The organism is Flavobacterium sp. JAS, assembly GCF_020991455.1.
GTDB lineage: Bacteria > Bacteroidota > Bacteroidia > Flavobacteriales > Flavobacteriaceae > Flavobacterium.
The window spans coordinates 103,460-122,731 of sequence record NZ_JAJMOX010000011.1 but is presented as its reverse complement, the minus strand read 5'-3'; the positions used below and the strand labels follow the sequence as shown (position 1 = coordinate 122,731).

16 protein-coding genes are annotated in these 19,272 nt (G+C 32.7%); 6 read left to right on the top strand and 10 right to left on the bottom strand.

The window, feature by feature from the left end; all coding sequences use genetic code 11:
- Nucleotides 1-155: 155 nt before the first annotated feature.
- The 5 genes from LPB88_RS17455 (at nucleotide 156) to LPB88_RS17435 (ending at nucleotide 9,727) form a co-directional block, all read left to right on the top strand.
- On the top strand, nucleotides 156-2,561 hold the full coding sequence (locus LPB88_RS17455) for a TonB-dependent receptor domain-containing protein (protein WP_230716930.1): 2,406 nt from the start codon (nucleotides 156-158) through the stop codon (nucleotides 2,559-2,561).
- A 145-nt stretch (nucleotides 2,562-2,706) separates the two neighbouring features.
- On the top strand, nucleotides 2,707-3,138 hold the full coding sequence (locus LPB88_RS17450; protein WP_230716929.1) for a hypothetical protein: 432 nt from the start codon (nucleotides 2,707-2,709) through the stop codon (nucleotides 3,136-3,138).
- Between the two features lie 180 nt (nucleotides 3,139-3,318).
- The gene (locus LPB88_RS17445) at nucleotides 3,319-5,097 is read left to right on the top strand and encodes a long-chain fatty acid--CoA ligase (protein WP_230716928.1); all 1,779 of its coding nucleotides are present in this window, start codon (nucleotides 3,319-3,321) and stop codon (nucleotides 5,095-5,097) included.
- 203 nt (nucleotides 5,098-5,300) lie between these two features.
- Nucleotides 5,301-8,393 carry a DUF6493 family protein gene (locus tag LPB88_RS17440; protein WP_230716927.1) on the top strand — a complete coding sequence of 1,031 codons (3,093 nt, stop codon included), beginning with the start codon at nucleotides 5,301-5,303 and terminating at the stop codon, nucleotides 8,391-8,393.
- Between the two features lie 5 nt (nucleotides 8,394-8,398).
- The gene (locus tag LPB88_RS17435; RefSeq protein WP_230716926.1) at nucleotides 8,399-9,727 is read left to right on the top strand and encodes an SWIM zinc finger family protein; all 1,329 of its coding nucleotides are present in this window, start codon (nucleotides 8,399-8,401) and stop codon (nucleotides 9,725-9,727) included.
- A gap of 126 nt (nucleotides 9,728-9,853) precedes the next feature.
- On the opposite strand, the gene LPB88_RS17430 is transcribed toward LPB88_RS17435, so the two are convergent.
- The gene (locus LPB88_RS17430) at nucleotides 9,854-10,402 is read right to left on the bottom strand and encodes a hypothetical protein (protein ID WP_230716925.1); all 549 of its coding nucleotides are present in this window, start codon (nucleotides 10,400-10,402) and stop codon (nucleotides 9,854-9,856) included.
- Nucleotides 10,365-10,727, bottom strand: a complete 363-nt coding sequence (locus tag LPB88_RS17425) for a hypothetical protein (RefSeq protein WP_230716924.1) — start codon at nucleotides 10,725-10,727, stop codon at nucleotides 10,365-10,367. The genes LPB88_RS17430 and LPB88_RS17425 overlap by 38 nt, the downstream gene beginning before the upstream one ends.
- Before the next feature lie 999 nt (nucleotides 10,728-11,726).
- Here LPB88_RS17425 and LPB88_RS17420 point away from each other — a divergent pair.
- Nucleotides 11,727-12,602, top strand: coding sequence for a chloride channel protein (locus tag LPB88_RS17420; RefSeq protein WP_230716923.1), 876 nt, complete (start codon nucleotides 11,727-11,729; stop codon nucleotides 12,600-12,602).
- On the opposite strand, the gene LPB88_RS17415 is transcribed toward LPB88_RS17420, so the two are convergent.
- The 8 genes from LPB88_RS17415 to LPB88_RS17380 all read right to left on the bottom strand — a co-directional run bounded on the left by LPB88_RS17415 (nucleotide 12,599) and on the right by LPB88_RS17380 (nucleotide 19,228).
- Nucleotides 12,599-13,123, bottom strand: a complete 525-nt coding sequence (locus tag LPB88_RS17415) for a nucleotidyltransferase domain-containing protein (RefSeq protein WP_230716922.1) — start codon at nucleotides 13,121-13,123, stop codon at nucleotides 12,599-12,601. The genes LPB88_RS17420 and LPB88_RS17415 overlap by 4 nt on opposite strands.
- A gap of 154 nt (nucleotides 13,124-13,277) precedes the next feature.
- Nucleotides 13,278-14,090, bottom strand: coding sequence for a hypothetical protein (locus LPB88_RS17410; protein WP_230716921.1), 813 nt, complete (start codon nucleotides 14,088-14,090; stop codon nucleotides 13,278-13,280).
- Between the two features lie 139 nt (nucleotides 14,091-14,229).
- Nucleotides 14,230-15,030 (bottom strand): TatD family hydrolase, encoded by an 801-nt coding sequence (locus LPB88_RS17405; protein WP_230716920.1) that lies wholly within the window; start codon nucleotides 15,028-15,030, stop codon nucleotides 14,230-14,232.
- Between the two features lie 160 nt (nucleotides 15,031-15,190).
- Nucleotides 15,191-16,063 carry an AAA family ATPase gene (locus LPB88_RS17400; RefSeq protein ID WP_230716919.1) on the bottom strand — a complete coding sequence of 291 codons (873 nt, stop codon included), beginning with the start codon at nucleotides 16,061-16,063 and terminating at the stop codon, nucleotides 15,191-15,193.
- Nucleotide 16,064: 1 nt separating this feature from the next.
- On the bottom strand, nucleotides 16,065-17,081 hold the full coding sequence (locus LPB88_RS17395) for a T4 RnlA family RNA ligase (protein WP_230716918.1): 1,017 nt from the start codon (nucleotides 17,079-17,081) through the stop codon (nucleotides 16,065-16,067).
- Nucleotides 17,082-17,123: 42 nt separating this feature from the next.
- A complete protein-coding gene (locus tag LPB88_RS17390; protein WP_230716917.1) occupies nucleotides 17,124-17,864 on the bottom strand; it encodes a hypothetical protein in 741 nt (246 codons plus the stop codon).
- Between the two features lies 1 nt (nucleotide 17,865).
- The gene (locus LPB88_RS17385) at nucleotides 17,866-18,636 is read right to left on the bottom strand and encodes a hypothetical protein (RefSeq protein WP_230716915.1); all 771 of its coding nucleotides are present in this window, start codon (nucleotides 18,634-18,636) and stop codon (nucleotides 17,866-17,868) included.
- Nucleotides 18,637-18,700: 64 nt separating this feature from the next.
- Nucleotides 18,701-19,228, bottom strand: coding sequence for a hypothetical protein (locus LPB88_RS17380; protein ID WP_230716913.1), 528 nt, complete (start codon nucleotides 19,226-19,228; stop codon nucleotides 18,701-18,703).
- Nucleotides 19,229-19,272: the final 44 nt, after the last annotated feature.

Below are 19,272 nucleotides of genomic sequence, written 5' to 3'. Positions count from 1 at the left end.
AATAAGGCAATTCCCTGTTTATTATAGGGGAAAAACACCCTTTTTTATTCTTCTAAAAAAACACTATAAAAAATTAAATATCGTCTAAGACTAATTTAATAATATCTTAAGGCAGTTTAGGCATGCGTATTTACTGGGATAAATATCTTTGTCGTATGAAAAATTGCAAACAAAACCTGGTACTCATAATTATCTTATTTACAATAAGCCAATTTTCTTTTGGTCAAAAATCGGCTTCTATAAAGGGAAGTATTTCTGACGGAAAGCTACCTGTAGAATTTGTTGATGTTATTTTAAAAGCCGTAAACGATTCTACAAAAGTGGCTAATTATGCAGTGACAGATGTTTCCGGAAATTTTTCTTTAGAGAATGTGCCTTCTGGTAACTATCAATTGCAATTCAAACTAATTGGATTTAAAACCAGTTTTCAAAAAGTAATTCTTGACGGTTCTCCTATTTCTCTTGGAATAATCACTTTACAAAATGATACCCATTTATTAAATGCTGTAGTAGTTAATTCGGCAAAAAAACAAATTCAGAAAACTGATGAAGGTTTCATTTTTAGTGCCGTTTCGAATATTTCGCAATCTGGCGGAACTGCAATTGATATGCTTAAAAGTATTCCGACTGTAGCAGTTGATGCTGAAGGCGGAATAACCTTGAGAGGAAAATCGCCCATGATTTTAATTAACGGAAAAAACTCAGCAATTACCAATATGGATCAAATTGCAGCAAGCAGTATTGAAAATATTGAGATAATTAGCAATCCAACGGCAAAATACGATGCTAATGCAGAAAGCGGAATCATCAATATTAAATTGAAGAAAAACAATCAAAGCGGTATGAATGGTGCCATGGTTTTGGGTGGCGGTTTTGGTGCAAAAGGCAGAATAAACAGTTCGGTACTTTTAAATCACAAAACTGGAAAATGGAATTTTGGTTTGGGATATGACAACCGTTTTGCCGGTAGAACTAAAAAAATAAATGCTGAGCGAACAAACTATTTTATTGATGATGAGCATTTCATTAATCAAAGACGAAATGACGAACGCACCGAAGGTTTACAGAATTTAAAACTGAATATCGATTTTTCTCCAAACAGTAACAATAACTTTTCATTTGAAGCATTAGGGAATCTAGAAACTCAGGATAATGATGAAACCTTATATACGCAGGTAAACACGAGTGCAAACCAATTTTACTCTGACAACAAGAGACATTCTTTAGAACTAGAACGATCAAAAGTGGCTGAATTGGCTTTTACATACGATCGAAAATTTTCTGATGATCGAAAAAGCTTAACCGCAAGCATTACCTCATCATTCAATAAAGACAAGGAAAACACCAACATTGATACTTATAATTACGATCAGTATCACGAACAGATTGGTGATATTTTATTACAACGCACACATAATTATGATAACGAAAACATCTCGAGCGCCATTGTAAATTATGCCTTTCCTATTTCAGAAAAATCTATTGTAGAAACAGGTTACAAGGGAACATTTCGCTTTTTTAATTCAGATTTTGAAACCGCTGATTTGGTTAATGGCGAGTATGTTGTTAATCCAATTTCGAGCAATACTTTTAAATACAATGAGCAGATAAATGCGGTTTACGGAATGTTAAACTCTTTTATGGGTGATCCCGAAAATCCAAAGTGGAAATACAATTTAGGATTACGTGCAGAAAATGTTTCGAACAATGGAGCAACGCAAAACAACAGCGACAAGTTTAATAATGATTATTTGAAACTTTTCCCTTCGGCTTCTTTACAGTTGAATTTAGAATCTGATGATTTCATTAAAATTGGCTATAGCAAACGTATCAATCGCCCGGAGTTAGACCAGTTGAACCCATTTGTGGATATTACAGATGCCTTGAACCCGCATACTGGAAATCCGTATCTAAAACCTGAAATTATTCATATTGCCGAAATGAGCTATAATAAAGAATGGAAAAAATACTCCTTCTCTACCAATGCTTTTTATAGAAATGCTACCAATACTATTAAACAATATGCAGAATTACTTGACAATGGTGTAGTTTTATTGATGCCAAAAAATATCGGAAGTACTATTACTTATGGTCTTGAAACAATTTTCAGCCTAAAACCAATTGGTTTTTATGATGCCAATATTAGTGTAACGGCTTTTCAGCAAAATATAAATGCTTCAAATTTAGCACAGGATGTGGTGAGCAATGCTTTTTGCTGGTACGGAAAAATCATCAATAATTTTATTCCCTGGAAAGGCGGAAAACTTCAAATTATAGGAAACTACAACTCGGCATTAGCAACTCCACAAGGAAAACGAATTCCGATTTATAATGTCGATATGGGTTTTCAGCAAAAACTCGGAAAAGGAAATGCCCGTTTAGGATTGGTAGTTACCGATATGTTTAACACGCTTGAAAGCGGATACAAAAACAATACTGCTTTGTTTAGCAACAATCGAACTAATAAATCAGATACACGCGCTTTGATGCTTACGTTTGCTTATACATTTAAATCTGATTTTAAAGAGAATTTATTAGAAAATCAATTTTCAACAGAGTAATATTTGGGTAAATCCAAAATGTTAAAAAATAAACTCATTCTTGTAATTTGGATTCATTTTTCTACAGAAATTTGAACTATATTCGCCAAAAAAATCATGCCACTGATTTTTTTTGCAACCCAAAAAACAATTAAACCTACAAAGAATGAAAGCGCTACATTTATTATTGATTACATTATTTTTTGTTTCTACATATTCTTATTCTCAAGTTCAGGTAGACAAAATTACTTACAACAATCGAGAACGTTTTATTACCACCACTATTGGTTATCCTGTTCCGGGAACTTATTTAATTTCAGGGCAAAAAGAGCCAACTACTGTATTGAATCCTGATGGTACAGGAGTTATTCAGTCTGCCGATTTATCCAAAGTAAAAATCAATTGGGGAGTCGAATGTACTGAAGAAGGAATTCCGGTTTTTAGAGAAGGTTTTAATAGTGCCACGTATACATTTTGGTACAGGAACAATGATAGTGATACCTGGAATTATTCTCAATTCTCTATTCATTTTGCCAAGAAAAAAATGTTTCTGATGGGAGAAAGAGTAAAAGAATATGTTGACTACAATGTTCAATAATTTACTCAAAACTTAAAGTGACAAATTAAATATTTCTTGGTTTTTCTAAAAATTACTACAAAAAAGAAAACGTTTTCGTTGATTTTTAATAGTACCTATAATTTTTGCCATAAAATTTCACAAAATTAAAAATTATACCTATTTTTTATTTAATTTGCGATAAAATTCAATATATCTAACATGATTTCAATCACACGTCTTTTTGATTTTCCCTATTATCAACAAGAAACTTATAACCTTCCGGTTGCTCTGGCAACTAAAAAAAATGGAGTCTGGGAAAAAACATCTAGCCAGGAATATATTGCAAAAGCAAATGCTGTTTCAAGAGCATTACTGCGTATGGGCGTTCAAAAAGATGATAAAATTGCATTAATCACTTCTAATAATCGTACGGAGTGGAATATCATGGATATTGGTATTCTGCAAACCGGGGCACAAAACGTTCCAATTTACCCAACAATTTCTGAAGAAGATTACGAATACATATTAAACCATAGCGGCAGTATGTACTGTTTTGTATCTGATGATGAAGTACTTCAAAAAGTAAACGCCATCAAAGCGAATGTACCTACTTTAAAAGAAGTTTACTCGTTTAACGAAATCGCAGGCTGTAAAAATTGGACTGATCTATTATTATTAGGCGAAGACGAAAGCAATCAAAGCGAAGTTGATGCCAGAAAAGATAGTATTCATACCGATGATTTAGCAACTATTATTTATACATCAGGAACTACAGGAAGACCTAAAGGTGTAATGCTTTCGCACAAAAACATCGTTTCTAATGTTTTAGACAGCGCGCCAAGAATTCCGTTTGATCCGGGAAAAAGCACCGCTTTGAGCTTCTTGCCAATTTGCCATATTTTTGAAAGAATGATTTTGTACATCTATCAATATTATGGTGTTTCTGTTTACTTTGGAGAATCAATTGACAAGATTAGCGACAACCTAAAAGAAGTTCGACCAACTGTTATGACAGCGGTACCAAGACTTTTAGAGAAGGTTTACGATAAAATTTATGCAAAAGGAACTGAATTAACTGGTATCAAGAAAAAATTATTTTTCTGGGCGATTGATTTAGGTTTAAGATACGAGCCATACGGAGCCAATGGTGCCTGGTATGAATTTCAATTGAAAATAGCACGAAAACTTATTTTCAGTAAATGGAAAGAAGGTTTAGGAGGAAATTTAGATTTAATGGTTTCCGGAAGTGCTGCTTTACAGCCACGTTTAGCAAGAGTTTTTGCTGCTGCCGAAATTCCGGTTATGGAAGGTTACGGTTTATCTGAAACTTCTCCGGTAATTGCTGTAAACGACCAAAGAAATAAAGGTTTCAAAATTGGAACTGTTGGAAAAGTAATTCGCAACGTTGAAGTTAAAATTGCTGCAGACGGTGAAATCCTTTGCAAAGGACCAAATGTAATGTTAGGTTACTTTAAAGATCCTGAAAAAACTGCCGAAGCTTTGCAAGACGGCTATTTCCATACCGGAGATATTGGTGAAATTGACAGCGAAGGTTTCTTGAAAATTACAGATCGTAAAAAAGAAATGTTCAAAACTTCTGGTGGAAAATATATTGCTCCTCAATTGATTGAAAATGCTATGAAACAATCTCGTTTTATTGAGCAAATCATGGTAATTGGTGAAGGCGAAAAAATGCCGGCCGCTTTTATTCAGCCAAACTTTGAGTTTGTAAAAGAATGGGCAAAAATTCACAAAATAACTTTAGGAAGCACTGACAAAGAAATTAGTTCAAATGCTGATGTCATTAAACGTATTGACGAAGAAGTTGAAGGAATCAATGAGAAATTTGGTCACTGGGAAAAAATCAAACGTTTTGAGTTAACTCCGGATGTTTGGTCTATCGATGGCGGACAACTTACTCCTACTTTAAAATTAAAACGTAAAATTATTAAAGAAATCTATAAAGATCTTTACACTAAAATTTACGGACAAAATTAATTAATCAAAATAATAATAACCAACGAAAAAGGCTGTTCCAAAAGAACAGCCTTTTTTAATGTCTAATTTTGAAATGTTTATCATCCCTCTAACAATTTTAACCTAAATTTTCCTTTAAAAACACCCGATAAACCTTAATAATTTTATATTTTTGAGAATATACGCACACTTTCTTTTTTATCAATTTCAGTTCTTAAAACAGCATGAAAAAAAATTTAAAATACATAGACGGAAACTCTGATAAGTTTTGGCAAATTGAAGTTACAGGATTAGAATATACTGTGACTTATGGTAAAAACGGAACATCGGGAACTTCTCAAACCAAAAAATTCTCTACAGAGGAAGAATCTCTGAAATCAGCAGAAAAAATACTGGCAGAAAAAGTAAAAAAAGGATATTCAGAAACTGGTGATGTTGCTGTGGCTTCAAAACCAAAAACAGCCAAAAGTTCAAGCTCTGATGCAGTTCTGGAAGAATACGACGCCATTGTAAAATCAAAAAATATAGATTTATTATTGCCTTTCCTTAATGAAAAATCAAAAGGGAATATTGAAGCACTAAAAAAGCTCATCAAGAAAAACAAGCGTTATTTCATGACCTATACCGATCTTACAAAAGATCCGGGTTATGTAAAAAAAGACAAACACGATTATGGCTGGGGAACCCGCGGCGATAAAAAGCAAAACGACATTATTACGCTTAGTGCCATCGCTTTATTTGATAAAACCGACATCAATTCCTGGGATGAAGCTTTGAGTTTACTGAACGAAATAGATGAAAAACCTCAGGTTATAGAGGTTTTATTGTGGGCAAAACCCAATTGGCTTGATACCTTTATTTTAGAAAAAGTAAAAAGACAAGACTGGGTTGGTTTCAATTATCATACGCTTCGCAAATTAGAAGAACACAATTTATTGCAATTCAATCCTGAATTATATGCTTTGACTCTGGCAGCAACAAATGAGTGGCGTGCAAAGATGAAGACCCGAAGATTTATCAATACTTCATTGAATGACAAACTAACTTATGAAAGGGATATTCCGGAATTGTTTAATTATGAAACGATTTTGCACAACAGTTTTTTCAGAGAAAATGACTCTCAAAAACACGACGAATTTCAAACTTGGGCTATTATTTATAAATCATTATTAGACGAAAAAAAGATGGATCGTGCGTTTTTTATCGAAAATGCCGTCCTGATTCAAACTAAAGAATGGAACAATAACCTGAAATCGTTTTTTAGAAAAAGGATAGATGAATTTAATGTTACGCCCGACGAACTTATTGTTCTACAGGAAAACATATTCTCCTATTTACATCATCCTTATCCGCCTATAACAAGTTACGGGATAGAATTGATTAAGAAAATATACGATCATCCAAAATTCAAAACCAAATCATTTCTGGAGTGGCTCGAACCTTTAATGATGCGAAGCGATTGCAAAGCAGCTATTAAAAATGTTTTGCCAATTCTGGAGAAAATAACCAAATCAAATCCTAAACTAAGCACAACCATTGCATCAATTATTGCCGATGTTTATGTAATTGCCGATCTGGCTTTGCAGGAACGCGCTACCAAAATAATTACCAAAATTGCGAATGTAAAAGATAAGGTTCTTAAAGAGAAATTATCTTCTTATGTAACGCTGATGCAGGGAAATATAAAATCAGGATTAACGCCGTTTTTAAATGAAGACGATTTAGCTCTTGACGATTCTGCTTTAGAAGAATATACATTCGAACCTCAACAAGAATTATTACTTACAGAAGAAGTTCAATTGCCTAAGGATTGGAATGATGTTGTTTTTCAGTTTGGAAATTTCATAAATTCAGAAGAAACATTAGATTCCGAAATTCTATTGAATATTTACATCTCGCAACGAAATTTGTTTCCGACAGATTATTCAGCGCAGTTGCAGCCTTACGAAAAACAATTGCAAAAAAATTATTTTGAAGCAATTCACAAAAATTTCATTAAAGCATTTTTACTATCTAAAATCGCAAACATCGATAGCAAATTCAACAGCAAAGTGACTCATTATTCTAAGATTAATACACTTACATTCATGCAGTCTTTGCTAGAAAAAGTGCAGCAAAAAATAGATGCAAACTCTGCTTTGCCTCTGCTTTCTTTTCCGAGTCATAAACCATATTGGGTCGCTCCGAAGGTTTTGTTAGAAAGAGTTATCACGTATCAAAATACTAATGAAGAGATTGATTCTGTCGACTTGGCTATTGCAATCGCACGTATGCCGAGAGAAAATGTCGAAGAAGCACTTCCGTTACTGGATCAGGTTAAAGGAGATATAAAACAGCTTTTATCGTTTTGTCTTGGTGTCGATGAAAAACTTAATTTAGATTCAACATCTTTATTCTCAAAACTATTGGCAACGATGGGTAAAACCACCAAAGAAACCGGAAACTTATCTCTGTGGGCTGTTGCCGCAAGAACGTTTTATCCAAACGATACTTTCCCTGAATTCGAAAATACGTACCTAAAAGACATTCCGTTTGTGGTTGCTCCTTTTAAACCTGAGGTTCAGTTTGAAGAAAAATGGAACGAATGGACGAATTATCAAACCAAAGAAAAAGAAAGAACGCCATCGTGGTATGAACTAGGATTTGACTTGCCGAATTATTCTAAAATCCCGAATTATTTGTTGTACAGCCAGGATGTTTACAAGAGATCAAACACTTGGGATTATAATATAAATTATGCAGGAAACACCTATTTCTGGCACAGTCTTACCCCGCAAAATTCAGATGCACTTGCATTGACTTTATTACATAATTGTAATATTGCCGATGGTGCAAAACCAGAATTAAAAGGTTTTCTCGACGTTATTAATAGACCTGAATTTCGATTCTCAGATATTAGTATACTTGTATATGCATGCTGCTTCTTTCAGGAAAAGAAAGATTTACGATTACTGGCATCTGAAGTTTTGATTCAGCTAATCGAAAAACAAGCCATTGATATTAAAACTCTTGCAAAGAAAATTGCGTATCTCGCAACCGAAAAATATGGAGTATTTTTAAGACTAGTCGACGGATTAATTGCCATAAAAGATGTTTCGCCATTGCACAATAATGCTTTATTGAAGTTGTTAAATTCCTTTTTTGAAAATCTTGATTTAAAAGAAAAATTGCCAACCAACTTCAAAAAAATAGTAGAAAACTATCTTGATATTTTAACGAAAACCAATCAGAAACCATCTGCAGAAGCAATTGTTTTCTTCGAACAATGGAAAGACAACGCATCGCTTAAATCATTGATTAAGCAAATTTTAAAATAAAGAAAATGACAGATCTAGAATATAATTATAAAGGAATTTCTACTTATAGTAAAACCAAAGGCATCAACAATCTGGTTCTCGCCCACCAAACTGAAATTGAAGAAGTCAATAACATTCCGTGTTTTTTCTGGGGAAGTCTGACTGATCCTTATGTTACCGCAAAATGCTGGACTACGATTGCTAAAGTCGTTCGTTCCAGTTTTGGGCCAATTCCGCCAAGTCTTCGTGATCCCATCGTTTCGGCAGGATCTGAGCGATTGCGTTTTGAAGGGTTTTCGTCTTGTAATGGTGTTTATGTAAGACTGGATATGAAACCTGAAGCGATTGACGGAGAATTTATCGCTAATGGAACTACGAATGTTGATTTTAATGATCCGATGCTGAATGCCTTAAATGCGATTCAGAAAAACGAAAAAGTAACACTTGCCGTTGGTCAGCAGGCCGTTCAGGTTATCACCAGCAAAGCGAAAGTGACGGAGAAAAAAGTGACTTTACCAATGCGCTGGATAAAAGGTTTAACGAGCGTTCAGTTATATCTGGCAGATATGGATATTAAGTTTGAATTGAATAAAATTCAAACGATCCAATTGTTTCAAAGTTTACCAAAAGGAACCGTAAAAGGCGATTTTTTCATTACCAAAAGAGCCGGAAAATTTATGTTTTCGACTTTGGCTACAGCTGACAGCGTTAGAATTGGAGGCGTACAAAGATTACGTTTGTTAGAAGGAATTCTGGCAATTGTAGATAAAATTTATATTTATGAATCATCAGACCAACAAACGTGCGCAATAGTGGCTGAATTTGGAAAAATGCAGCTTTTAATGGCTTTTTCCCCTGATTCTTATCGCGGATTCTCAGGTGAAGGAAATGTACTTGAAACCATGACCGAAAGCTTACCAATAGAATGGGTTTATGGTTTGAACAGTTTACTAAAATCGAATGAAACTTTTGACCCAACGATGCTTTCTATCGAAAATGATATCGATTTTGGCACCATGGACAATCTGACTTCGAATTTATCTTCTATGGGATTATTGGGTTATGATTTAAGTGAAAAAGCACATTTTTATCGTCGTCTTCCGTTTAAAACCGAACGTATTTTGTCGCTAAACCCAAGACTTAAAAATGCTAAAAAACTGATCGATAATGAAGACATCGAAATTGTAGAACGAAGAGCCAATTATATCGAAGCCAAAGTAAAAGGTTCAGGTGTTTTACACAAAGTCATTATCGATGATACATCACAAAAATGTACTTGCGATTGGTTTACCGCTTATCAGGGCAAAAGAGGAATTTGTAAGCATATTTTGGGAGTTAAGATGATGATTTCTTAAAATAACTTTTCAAATCAACTTGAAATAAAATAACGTAAAAAAGCCGTTTCATTATTGAAACGGCTTCTTTTTTCACCTCTACTAAAAAGTAATGAATACGATTTCTTTTAATTGACTAATGACACTTCAACTGCCTGAAATTGTAATTATTCTTCCGGGATGTATCTTCTCATCTATTTTTTTAGAAATTGCAGCTGCAAAATTTAGAAAAAGATTTCCTTTTTTGAGAACTGTTTTTGACTTTTTACTGTCAATTAATTTCTCTTTTTCAATGACTTCCTTCTTTGTTTTAGCAGTTTTCTTTGCCGGCTCAGCCGTATACTCTTCATGAAACTTTTTAAAAGGACGCGGATGGAAATCTACCATAATCGCTGCCAAATTGATAGCATCAATATTTGACGGATCTGTTTCGCCTTTAAAGAACGTTTCAATAGGTCTAAACTTATCTTTTTTTTCCTTAAACTTATTCTTTTTGGTATGATCAAAATCCAAACTCAATAAATTTCTGAAAACATTTAAGTCATCCTTAGTTGGGTTATTTTCGAAAATAAGCCAGCACAAATCACGTAGTTTTCCACGAGAAGGACTGTACAAATAATCAAAGTATTTTCCTTTTTTCTCTATCTCATATTTAATTTTAATCGCTTTTTTGTATTCTTTTAATATATTGCTCATAGTATATTTTTTTAAGAATTCCTGGGAACCTCAGAAAAACGCAATAATTCTGAGAATTAGGTTTTACCTGAATTTTAGTTCCGTATAATTCGTATGTTGTATTAATTTTATTTTTTAAATCTGCTTCCTGACACGAACTCTCGTTGGCAGGAATTGTATATTCTTTCGGGACATAGAATCTTTTATATAATCCTCCATTAATAATAGCTGAAAATCTAAAATCGATGGCGCCCAGGCTTCTTAGCCCTATATGTTCTACATTTATTTTATCTATTACTCTTGCTAAAAAAATTTGATTCTTAGCAGACTTGTGTATCTTTTCCATAAGTAATTCTTTTTAATTTATTTTGCCCCGAAGACGCAAAACACTAAGTTCTTTTTTCTTTGCAACTTTACACCTTTGATCCTCTAAGCCTTTGTCGCTTTGAACCTATGAACCTTTGAACCTAAAATAATTTTTTGACATAAAAAAAAGCACCCGATAAAAGGTGCTTCATAACAAATACGATAATAATTATCCTATTGCTTATATTGATGCACCGACATGTTAATCCATTCACGACCCGAATAGGCGTTTAGAGATTTGGCTATATTTATCTTAGTATTAAAATCCATTTTATATCTACTATTATATTTTAAAATTATTCTTGTTGTATGAAATCTTTGTTCACATTTGTTTGGCAAAGATAAAGTCTAAAAATTCAATTATCCAAATACTTTTTAAGATTATTTTTCTGACTATCAATTAGTTATACTTAAAATTAAAACAAAGAAATTCCTGTCCGCATACTAGTGCAGATCTCTTTTATTATCAAATGACTGTTTCTCAATCAGATTACTTTCCAAGATTATATTTGGCTATTTGGCTTAATCATTAAACATTTGGTTAATTATTTTTTTACTATTTTTAGTTAACGGTTATTTTTCTTTCATTTTTAAATATCTTCTTGTCCTGTTGAGTGTAGTCGAAACACTCATAAAATTGTCACACTGAGCAAAGTCAAAATGCTTTAAAACAAAAAAAGCATCCTCAAATAAGGATGCTTTTATATATTTATGTTGAGTTTAAACTCTAAAATCTAAATTTCAATTTCATAAAAATACTTATTGCATCCTGCCACTTCAGCTGGAAAATCTCCGGCTAAAAGTTCAAAACTTAGGATTGCTGAAAGTATCATCTTTATTTTTTGTTTCTATTATGAGTACAAAAGTAATTTATTTTTTTAACTAAAATACTATTGTTAAAAATTAGTTAAAGAAAAATTGCTTAGTATTTTAATTTGAATAAAAGTTTTGATTATTTTTATGACACTTAAATCAAAATATGAAAGAATATATCGATAGTATTGATTGGTCAGAAATTTGGGAATTTTCAAAACAATTTATTTTACCCAATATTGGTTGGTTTATTTTTTGGCTCGTTTTATTTATTATTCTGGGACTTATTCTCGGAATCGTTTTTAATGTGTTTCTCTACCGAAAAAACATTTTCACCCGTGACAGGAAATACTACAATTGGATTGCCAAACTCTGGATTCCGTATTTTATGATCGTATTTCTGTATTTCTCGGCTATGATTGGTCTTTTTTACGGAGGCCATTCAGTTTTGAAATCAGAAAACAAAAACATAACGGCTAATATTTATTCGAAAACTATTGGAACTACATTTTCATCTGAAAAAGAGAAGAAAGATTTTTTACATACACTTCAAACGCTATCCAATTCGTCTGAAGATGTGAGTAAATCCATGACCGAAGCATTGGCAATTTATATCAAACAAAATAACAGCGGTTTCTCTTCTGTAGATAATTTTAAAAATTCTTCGACTTCGTATTTGCTCAAAAAATATGAGTCAGAAGTTTACAGTGCGTGCGTATATGGTTTTATGAAAGTGGTTGACGATAAAGCGAACATGAAAAACGTAAAAGATATTGATTATACCGAATTCAAATCGCTTTTGCAAAAATTAGATCAAATCGAACCTCAACGAATTGAACTTTCGATTCAATCAGAAATGGGACGCAAATTGCAAGCTGTTTTAGATTATATTTTTAAGGAAATCCTGAAACATGAATTGTTCTTTTTCTTGTTGTTTCTGATTATTCCGTTTATTGAATATTTTATTTATTTGAAGTTTATAAAAACTAAGGAATCTGATTTAAACGGGCCGAAACCTGTTGACAATATAATTGTTCCCTAATTTCGATTAAAGTTTTTTATTGCTTTTTCTTCGTTAGGTTTTTCAGGCAAAATTGAAGTTTCATAATAATTTTCGATTGAAGCGATTAAACTATATGCCATTTCACTCAAATCATCGTATTCTTTATTTCCTGCTTTTATGTCGAGTAATTCTTCACGATTTGGAACTCTAATATTTAATTTTCCAGTTGAAAGAACTTGTTCAGAAGTGTGCAAAAGTCTTATCGTGTGCATCATGTTTTTGCTATCATAATTTTTATCATGTTTCTGATTCGTATTGTAACGATCTTCATTTCGCTTCTCGATCCAACTCCAATATTCTGTGTATTCTTTGCAATATTTAGAATATCCATCCTGGTTACAGGATAAATAACCGATTAACTTTTCGTTTTTAGGAATTGACGAAACCGAAACTTCATTGGAGTTTTCTTTTTGAATAATTCCTTTATAATCTAAAATTTTATTGTGATCATAAAAACAAAACAAACATTCCTTTTGAACTCGGTAAATTAACCAAACCACATTGTTCCTGATTTAGATTGTTTTCAAATATAAATAAACAAAAAGCCTTTAAACCCAGTAAAAAACACCTGATTTAAAGGCTCGGATAAAGTCATTCATAGACTTATCTTCTTCAATTTTTAGCTAAAAGAATCTATTAAAAGCAGTCCGGTTTTCAAACTAAAAAATCTGAAATCAGTCGTTGTTTGAATCGGTCTATAGGTTTCAAATCGACATTGGTATCTCCATTATGAATATCAAAAGGATCGTCTAGACCGCTAATTAATAAATACAAATAGCAAAATATAAATGTGATCGCAGAAGTCACCAAATAATCGGCTGAGGGGCTTTTGAATTTGGTAATCAGTAAAAGCGACATCACTATAAACAATATACTTTGTAGCAAAATATAAGCCGGCTTGATAAAGTTGTTTCTCGAAATCGTATAGGCACGCGTAAGTTGTTTTCGCATTGCATTGGTATTTTCCTGTATACCTTTTATGGCTTCTTTGTCGACACCTCTTTCTGCAAAATAATAGGCGATCTCATTTGATTTCCGAATTAAGGGAAAGATAACGGTAGAATCTTTTCCGCTGGAATATATCCATTCAATAATGCCATTGGTAATGGAAATCATTTCCTCGCGTAGAAAAGTGCTATTTAATTCTTCTTTGCACAAATCAGAAGTTCCAGTTCTTGGCGCTCTGAAAGCGAGATAAATCCAATCTTTAATCGCTTCTAAATTTGAAGCAACTTCTCCCGGGATTTTTTCACTTTCTTTAAAATCGGTCATGGTTGCAGCCAATAATAATCCAAACACAAAAAATGCTCCTGTGAAAATAATCGTAATATCTGATAATTCGATCAAATCGTGAAAATCCTGTCTGTAAAAAGAAAGATTTTTAAATACAAAATTTTTAATTACTAATATGGTTAATGCGGCAATAAATGACTTTATGATTATGGTTCTGTGCAGTACGAATTTCATTATTATTTTTTTAGGCAAATTAAATAATTTTTTATATCTCCCACTCTATTCTGATATAAATAGTGGCACATTAGGTATGAATCGGGATTTATAATTTCTTTCAACCCCAACTCACCAATTCAAAAGCGATCCCGAAACGCTAAATCCCAAAAAAGCTTTTCGCATTCTTCGTAGTTTCTTCCGCAACTATAATTCCCGAAACTCCCTTGAACTGTGCAACCATTGCTGCGACAAAAGGCAGAAAAACAGGTTCGCATCTTCGTTCGTGGTATTTCTTTAAAAGACTATTTGGAACATTCTTCGGGAGCATAAATGGCGCATCGGTTTCGATCATCATTCGGTCAAGGGGTACGTATTGAATCACTTCTTTTAAATGATCAAAACGTTTACTGTCTGAAATTGCTCCGGTAAAACCAAGGTAAAATCCGTTATCGAGATAGGTTTTGGCTTCCTGCAAATTTCCTGTAAAACAATGCACAACGACTTTTGGTAATTGTGGCAAATACTCTTTTGTAATGCCCATAAACTTTGTAAAAGCAGCTCTTTCGTGCAAAAACAAAGGTTTCTGAACTTCGATTGCCAATTCTAACTGAGCTTTATAACACGCTTCCTGTACATTTCTGGGCGAAAAGTCACGATCAAAATCGAGTCCGCACTCGCCTACTGAAACTACGTGTTTCTGCTTTAATAAATTTCTCAGTTTCGAAATGCTTTGCGCATCAAAACTCTTCGCATCATGCGGATGAATTCCTGCCGTAGCATATAATATTCCCGGATATTCTTTTGCTAATCGAGCAGATTCTTCGCTGTTTCTTATGCTTGTTCCGGTTAGTATCATTTGCGATACATCGGCATCTAGTGCGTTTTGTACGACATCGTCTATGTCGTTTTGGAATTGTTTATTGATTAAATTAATTCCAATATCTATGTATGCATTCATTTTTTTTAAGTTTCTAAGATTCTAAGAGGCTAAAGTTCTAAGTTTTTTTCTCGTTGAATCTTTATATTGTATTTTGTTATTTTTTTTGCCACTAAGGCACTAAGACGCAAAGTTTTTTTGCCTTAGTATCTTAGCAACTTAGAACCTCAGTACCTTCAAATTAAAAATCTCCGTAATAAACCTGAAAGCAAGGTAATTTCAGGTCATTTCTCCAGGTATCAACTACTTGATTTCTGTCGTCCAGAACAAATTCTACAAAGTATTTATCTTTGATGGATTCGTTGTAGATTTCGGTTTTTATAATGGAATCTTTTCGGCTGTCTTTGGTTTTTCTCATGATCAAAGCATCATATTCGATTTCATGTTTTTCAAGAAAACGCAACGTTGGATCTTTGTATCGGTCTTCTCTTCCCGAAACCAGCAATATTTCATAACCCAGTTTCTTGTAATTTCTCAAAACATTCGCCACCGGATTATTGATTTCGTCCTGATCACATTTACTGGCATCAAATGGATTTCGTCCGTTCATTAAAGCCAACGTTCCGTCAAGATCACAAATTATTGCTTTTGGTAAATCAGGATTTTGATCACGGTACTCAGGAGAATCTTTAAAGAATTGTCGGTGCATTTTCAGGATTACTTTTTCTCCAACAGGTCTCTCTCTCAAAGCATCTCTTTCGATACAAACCGCAACATCTGTATTGACTTCCATAACCTCAACTTCGACCTTTTCATTGAATTTTATGTTGTATTCCTGGACCAATTGTGAAACTCGTCTAAGATTTGTATCCGATAAATTGGTATCATCAATCACAACGCTTTTCCCTTCTTCCAGAGCTTTTGCGATCAATAAATCACGTACTTTTTTAACGAATTTTTCGTTGCTTTGACTGGTGTTTCCGTTGTCAAACATCGCACGCAAATCGTCTCTATTAATTCTTTTATAAGTTTCAGGATTATCTGCAATTATCTTTTTTGCCAAAGTAGATTTCCCACTTCCCGGCAATCCTTTCATTAAAATTACTTTTCTCATTTTATTCTTCTTCTCTATTAAACGGTTTTTCAAATGTTGGCCGAATCATTTTCCATATAATCACCGAATAATCTTTATTATTCAACATGGCAAACAATACGCCCGGATGTTGACAAGTCAGGAAATACAAAGCGGTTTCTTTGACCGTTTCTAATACTTTAAAATCCTTTTTGGCTTGATCTTTTATTACCGCATATTTAGTTTCTAAATCTTTTTTAGTTTCTTTTACCCAATCAAAGAACTCATCCGGAACACGTTCCAGGATTTCTTCCATTGGCTGATTGGTTTTCAAATATTCCCAGATATTCAAGTTAGAAACCTGAGTAATAATTCGGTGTAAACGAAGATACTCTTCAAATTTAATTTTCACTCTAAAATTGTTTGAATATTTAATAATAAAACCTTCTTTGTTCGCAATATCCATTTCTTTTAAAAGCGAAAGATCTTTGATTCCGTTATACTTCTCAACTACAGGAAAACCAAGATCTTCAAGGTCAAATTCTTCTCCAGATTGTGTATCAATAATCGCCAGTAAAACCAATTCTTCGGAAGCTCCATAATCTAAAACAATTCGGTTTTCAGGATAAATAATTTCGAACATATAGGTTTTGTTTTTATCCAAAAGCTCCCATGTTGTTTTGTATTTTCCGTGCAACATTTCATTCGCTTTATCCGATTGATCGCTCGAAAAAGAACCTCGGCTTGCGATAAAAGGAACGTCCTTTATCCAATACAAAATCCCTAATGAACCATCCATTTTATCGTAAACTTCAAAAGTGGTATCCGGAAGAACCTGATTTTCCATTTCGCCCAAATTGAAAAACTTAGGAAAAGGTCTTGCTATTACATTTCCGTTTCCGTCCAAAATTAAACCTCTGCAAGCTAAAGTAATCTCATTCCAGATTCTCTCAAATTGTGCGCTTTGTGTATAATTGTATATGTATAAATCATGTTTAGGATGTTTATTTATCCTTACATAATTTTTGAAAATCATCTCGTTTAAAAGTACTGTATTCATAAGTTCTAATCTTTAAACAAAGATTCAAAAACTACTGCGCAGTTAATTTGCGTAATTAAAATCATTTTCGTCTTCATACTTATGTCCAGACGTATTATTCATCGATAACATTCTTATTTTCAATAATTCAACAAATATTGAAAGCCATTTTTGCAAATCATTCAAATCGACATTTTCTTCTCTGGAAAGATATTTTCTTAGATCTGGAAAAGAAGCTGCAATTTGATTTTTAGTGTAAAGTTCTTTTCCTTCGCTAAGTGCAATTGTCTGCCCCAATTGAAAAGCAATTGATTTTAAAATATCCTCTTTCGCATTACCTTTTCCAAAAGAGGTTATTGTATTTAAATCTATAGTTTCTAAAGCCTGAATCTTTTCATCCAGATTTCCTTTTAAAGCTTTTTTTACCAAAACTCTGTATTCTGTTTTGCTTACAAAAGACAAGATCATCCTGGTACATCTCAAAAATTTCAGATCAATATCCCTTACCAATAGTTTTGTTATTTGATTCTCAAACTTTTGTTCGTGAAAATGATAAGTATAAAATAATGCATTGTTTAATTCGTCAGTTGTTCCTTTGTAAACCTCAACTAAATGATCGTTTTTACAAACAGCAAGATTGGCATTGATTTCTTTTTCAGGAAAGAATGACTTTATGGATGCGCTTAGTTCTTTAGATATTATTAATTTTTCTAATATCGTTTCCGGCATTTCTTCAACAAAGAAAACCAGATCAACATCAAGAGAATTTTCAGAACCAAATATTTGATAGATTGGTGATTTCATTTTAAAATTTTTCATTTAACATATCGATGCATTCATTATTACAAGTCAAAAAACCATTTGCCGATTTAAATTCTCCAAAATTATGAAGCAGTTTCAGCCAATGTTTGATATATTTTTGTAATATCATTTTATCTTCTGCCGAAATTGTTTTTCTATATATAAATGCATCCAAATCATCGAAATGGTTTACGAAATTCTTTTTGGTATATATTTCAATATCATTTTCGATTAGTGCGATATTTTGTCCGACATAAAAAGCTATAATTTTCCAAATATCTTCATCTCTCGTATTCTTCTGATGAAACTCTGAAAGTGAAAGAAAATCTATTTTGTCCAGTACTTCCAGTTTCAAATTAAAATCATGTATTCCTTTTATAATTGGTCGAATCCGAGTTCTATATTCTGTTCGTGTCAACATGGTCAAAACGGTACGAACGGCTTTGTAAATAGCCAGTGTTTTGTTTCTGATTTGTTTTTTGGTTATCGATAATTCATATTCCTGCTGATGTAGACTATAGGTTTCAAGCAATGCATTATTGAGAGAATCAATCCAGGATTTAGTGTAAATTGTATCCGAGATTATTCCTTTTTCGATTACCGCCAATGTTGCATTCCAATTCAGATTGTATTCTTTCAAAAGAAAAAAGACCTTATTTTTCCTTTCTTCCTGCGTTCCCGGCATATCTTCTTTTGGAACTATAATAATAACATCCTGATCTGTAGAATCATCAGAACCATAAATATAATACGGATAAGGGAAAGCATTTTTCATTTTGTAATTGCATTAAATGATGGCATAAATTGTTGCATCATTGTATGATTATTTCATATAATTATTAATATCTCAAAAATTCGTTCTTTAAATATTCCTCTAAATTGTTTCCATATACAATTATATCGGACCCCCAAGCCGAAATAACCGGTGAAAGATTTTTATTTTCAAAAACAACTAATGCTCTATGACTATAAATTGGAACGTAACCAACAATCTTAGAAACATCAAAACCTGATTCACAAAGAGCAGATTCTGCATATATCTTGTTTTCATTTATTTCTTCAACCAGCCATTTAGATTTCTCAATATCTCGCGGATATTGATAAAAACAATCATTAAATTTTATCTCATCTCCATCTGGATCTATTGAAATTTCTTTAATGTCAAATCCACCAATAACCAACAGTATTTCATGATAAATCTTTGGAAAAACAAACCCAAATAATATTTCCAACTTATCAATTTCTTTTCTGCTAATGCCTTTTAAAAATTTAGTATTTGGTTGAATTTGAAATCCATAAATATCATTTTGAAGTTTTATCTTTCTAAAATTCTTTTCAATCTTATATTTTAAATCATTAATTGTCATAATCTCTTGTTTATAAAGTTCAAAAACCACGAATCCAATTAAGA

What these genes read in the sequence shown, in the direction of transcription:
- LPB88_RS17395 (WP_230716918.1), bottom strand. Translation starts at nt 17,081, where the DNA reads ATGAATACAGTACTTTTAAACGAGATGATTTTCAAAAATTATGTAAGG.
- LPB88_RS17410 (WP_230716921.1), bottom strand. Translation starts at nt 14,090, where the DNA reads ATGAAATTCGTACTGCACAGAACCATAATCATAAAGTCATTTATTGCC.
- LPB88_RS17450 (WP_230716929.1), top strand. Translation starts at nt 2,707, where the DNA reads ATGAAAGCGCTACATTTATTATTGATTACATTATTTTTTGTTTCTACA.
- LPB88_RS17440 (WP_230716927.1), top strand. Translation starts at nt 5,301, where the DNA reads ATGAAAAAAAATTTAAAATACATAGACGGAAACTCTGATAAGTTTTGG.
- LPB88_RS17390 (WP_230716917.1), bottom strand. Translation starts at nt 17,864, where the DNA reads ATGAAATCACCAATCTATCAAATATTTGGTTCTGAAAATTCTCTTGAT.
- LPB88_RS17400 (WP_230716919.1), bottom strand. Translation starts at nt 16,063, where the DNA reads ATGAGAAAAGTAATTTTAATGAAAGGATTGCCGGGAAGTGGGAAATCT.
- LPB88_RS17430 (WP_230716925.1), bottom strand. Translation starts at nt 10,402, where the DNA reads ATGAGCAATATATTAAAAGAATACAAAAAAGCGATTAAAATTAAATAT.
- LPB88_RS17425 (WP_230716924.1), bottom strand. Translation starts at nt 10,727, where the DNA reads ATGGAAAAGATACACAAGTCTGCTAAGAATCAAATTTTTTTAGCAAGA.
- LPB88_RS17380 (WP_230716913.1), bottom strand. Translation starts at nt 19,228, where the DNA reads ATGACAATTAATGATTTAAAATATAAGATTGAAAAGAATTTTAGAAAG.
- LPB88_RS17445 (WP_230716928.1), top strand. Translation starts at nt 3,319, where the DNA reads ATGATTTCAATCACACGTCTTTTTGATTTTCCCTATTATCAACAAGAA.
- LPB88_RS17455 (WP_230716930.1), top strand. Translation starts at nt 156, where the DNA reads ATGAAAAATTGCAAACAAAACCTGGTACTCATAATTATCTTATTTACA.
- LPB88_RS17405 (WP_230716920.1), bottom strand. Translation starts at nt 15,030, where the DNA reads ATGAATGCATACATAGATATTGGAATTAATTTAATCAATAAACAATTC.
- LPB88_RS17385 (WP_230716915.1), bottom strand. Translation starts at nt 18,636, where the DNA reads ATGAAAAATGCTTTCCCTTATCCGTATTATATTTATGGTTCTGATGAT.
- LPB88_RS17435 (WP_230716926.1), top strand. Translation starts at nt 8,399, where the DNA reads ATGACAGATCTAGAATATAATTATAAAGGAATTTCTACTTATAGTAAA.
- LPB88_RS17420 (WP_230716923.1), top strand. Translation starts at nt 11,727, where the DNA reads ATGAAAGAATATATCGATAGTATTGATTGGTCAGAAATTTGGGAATTT.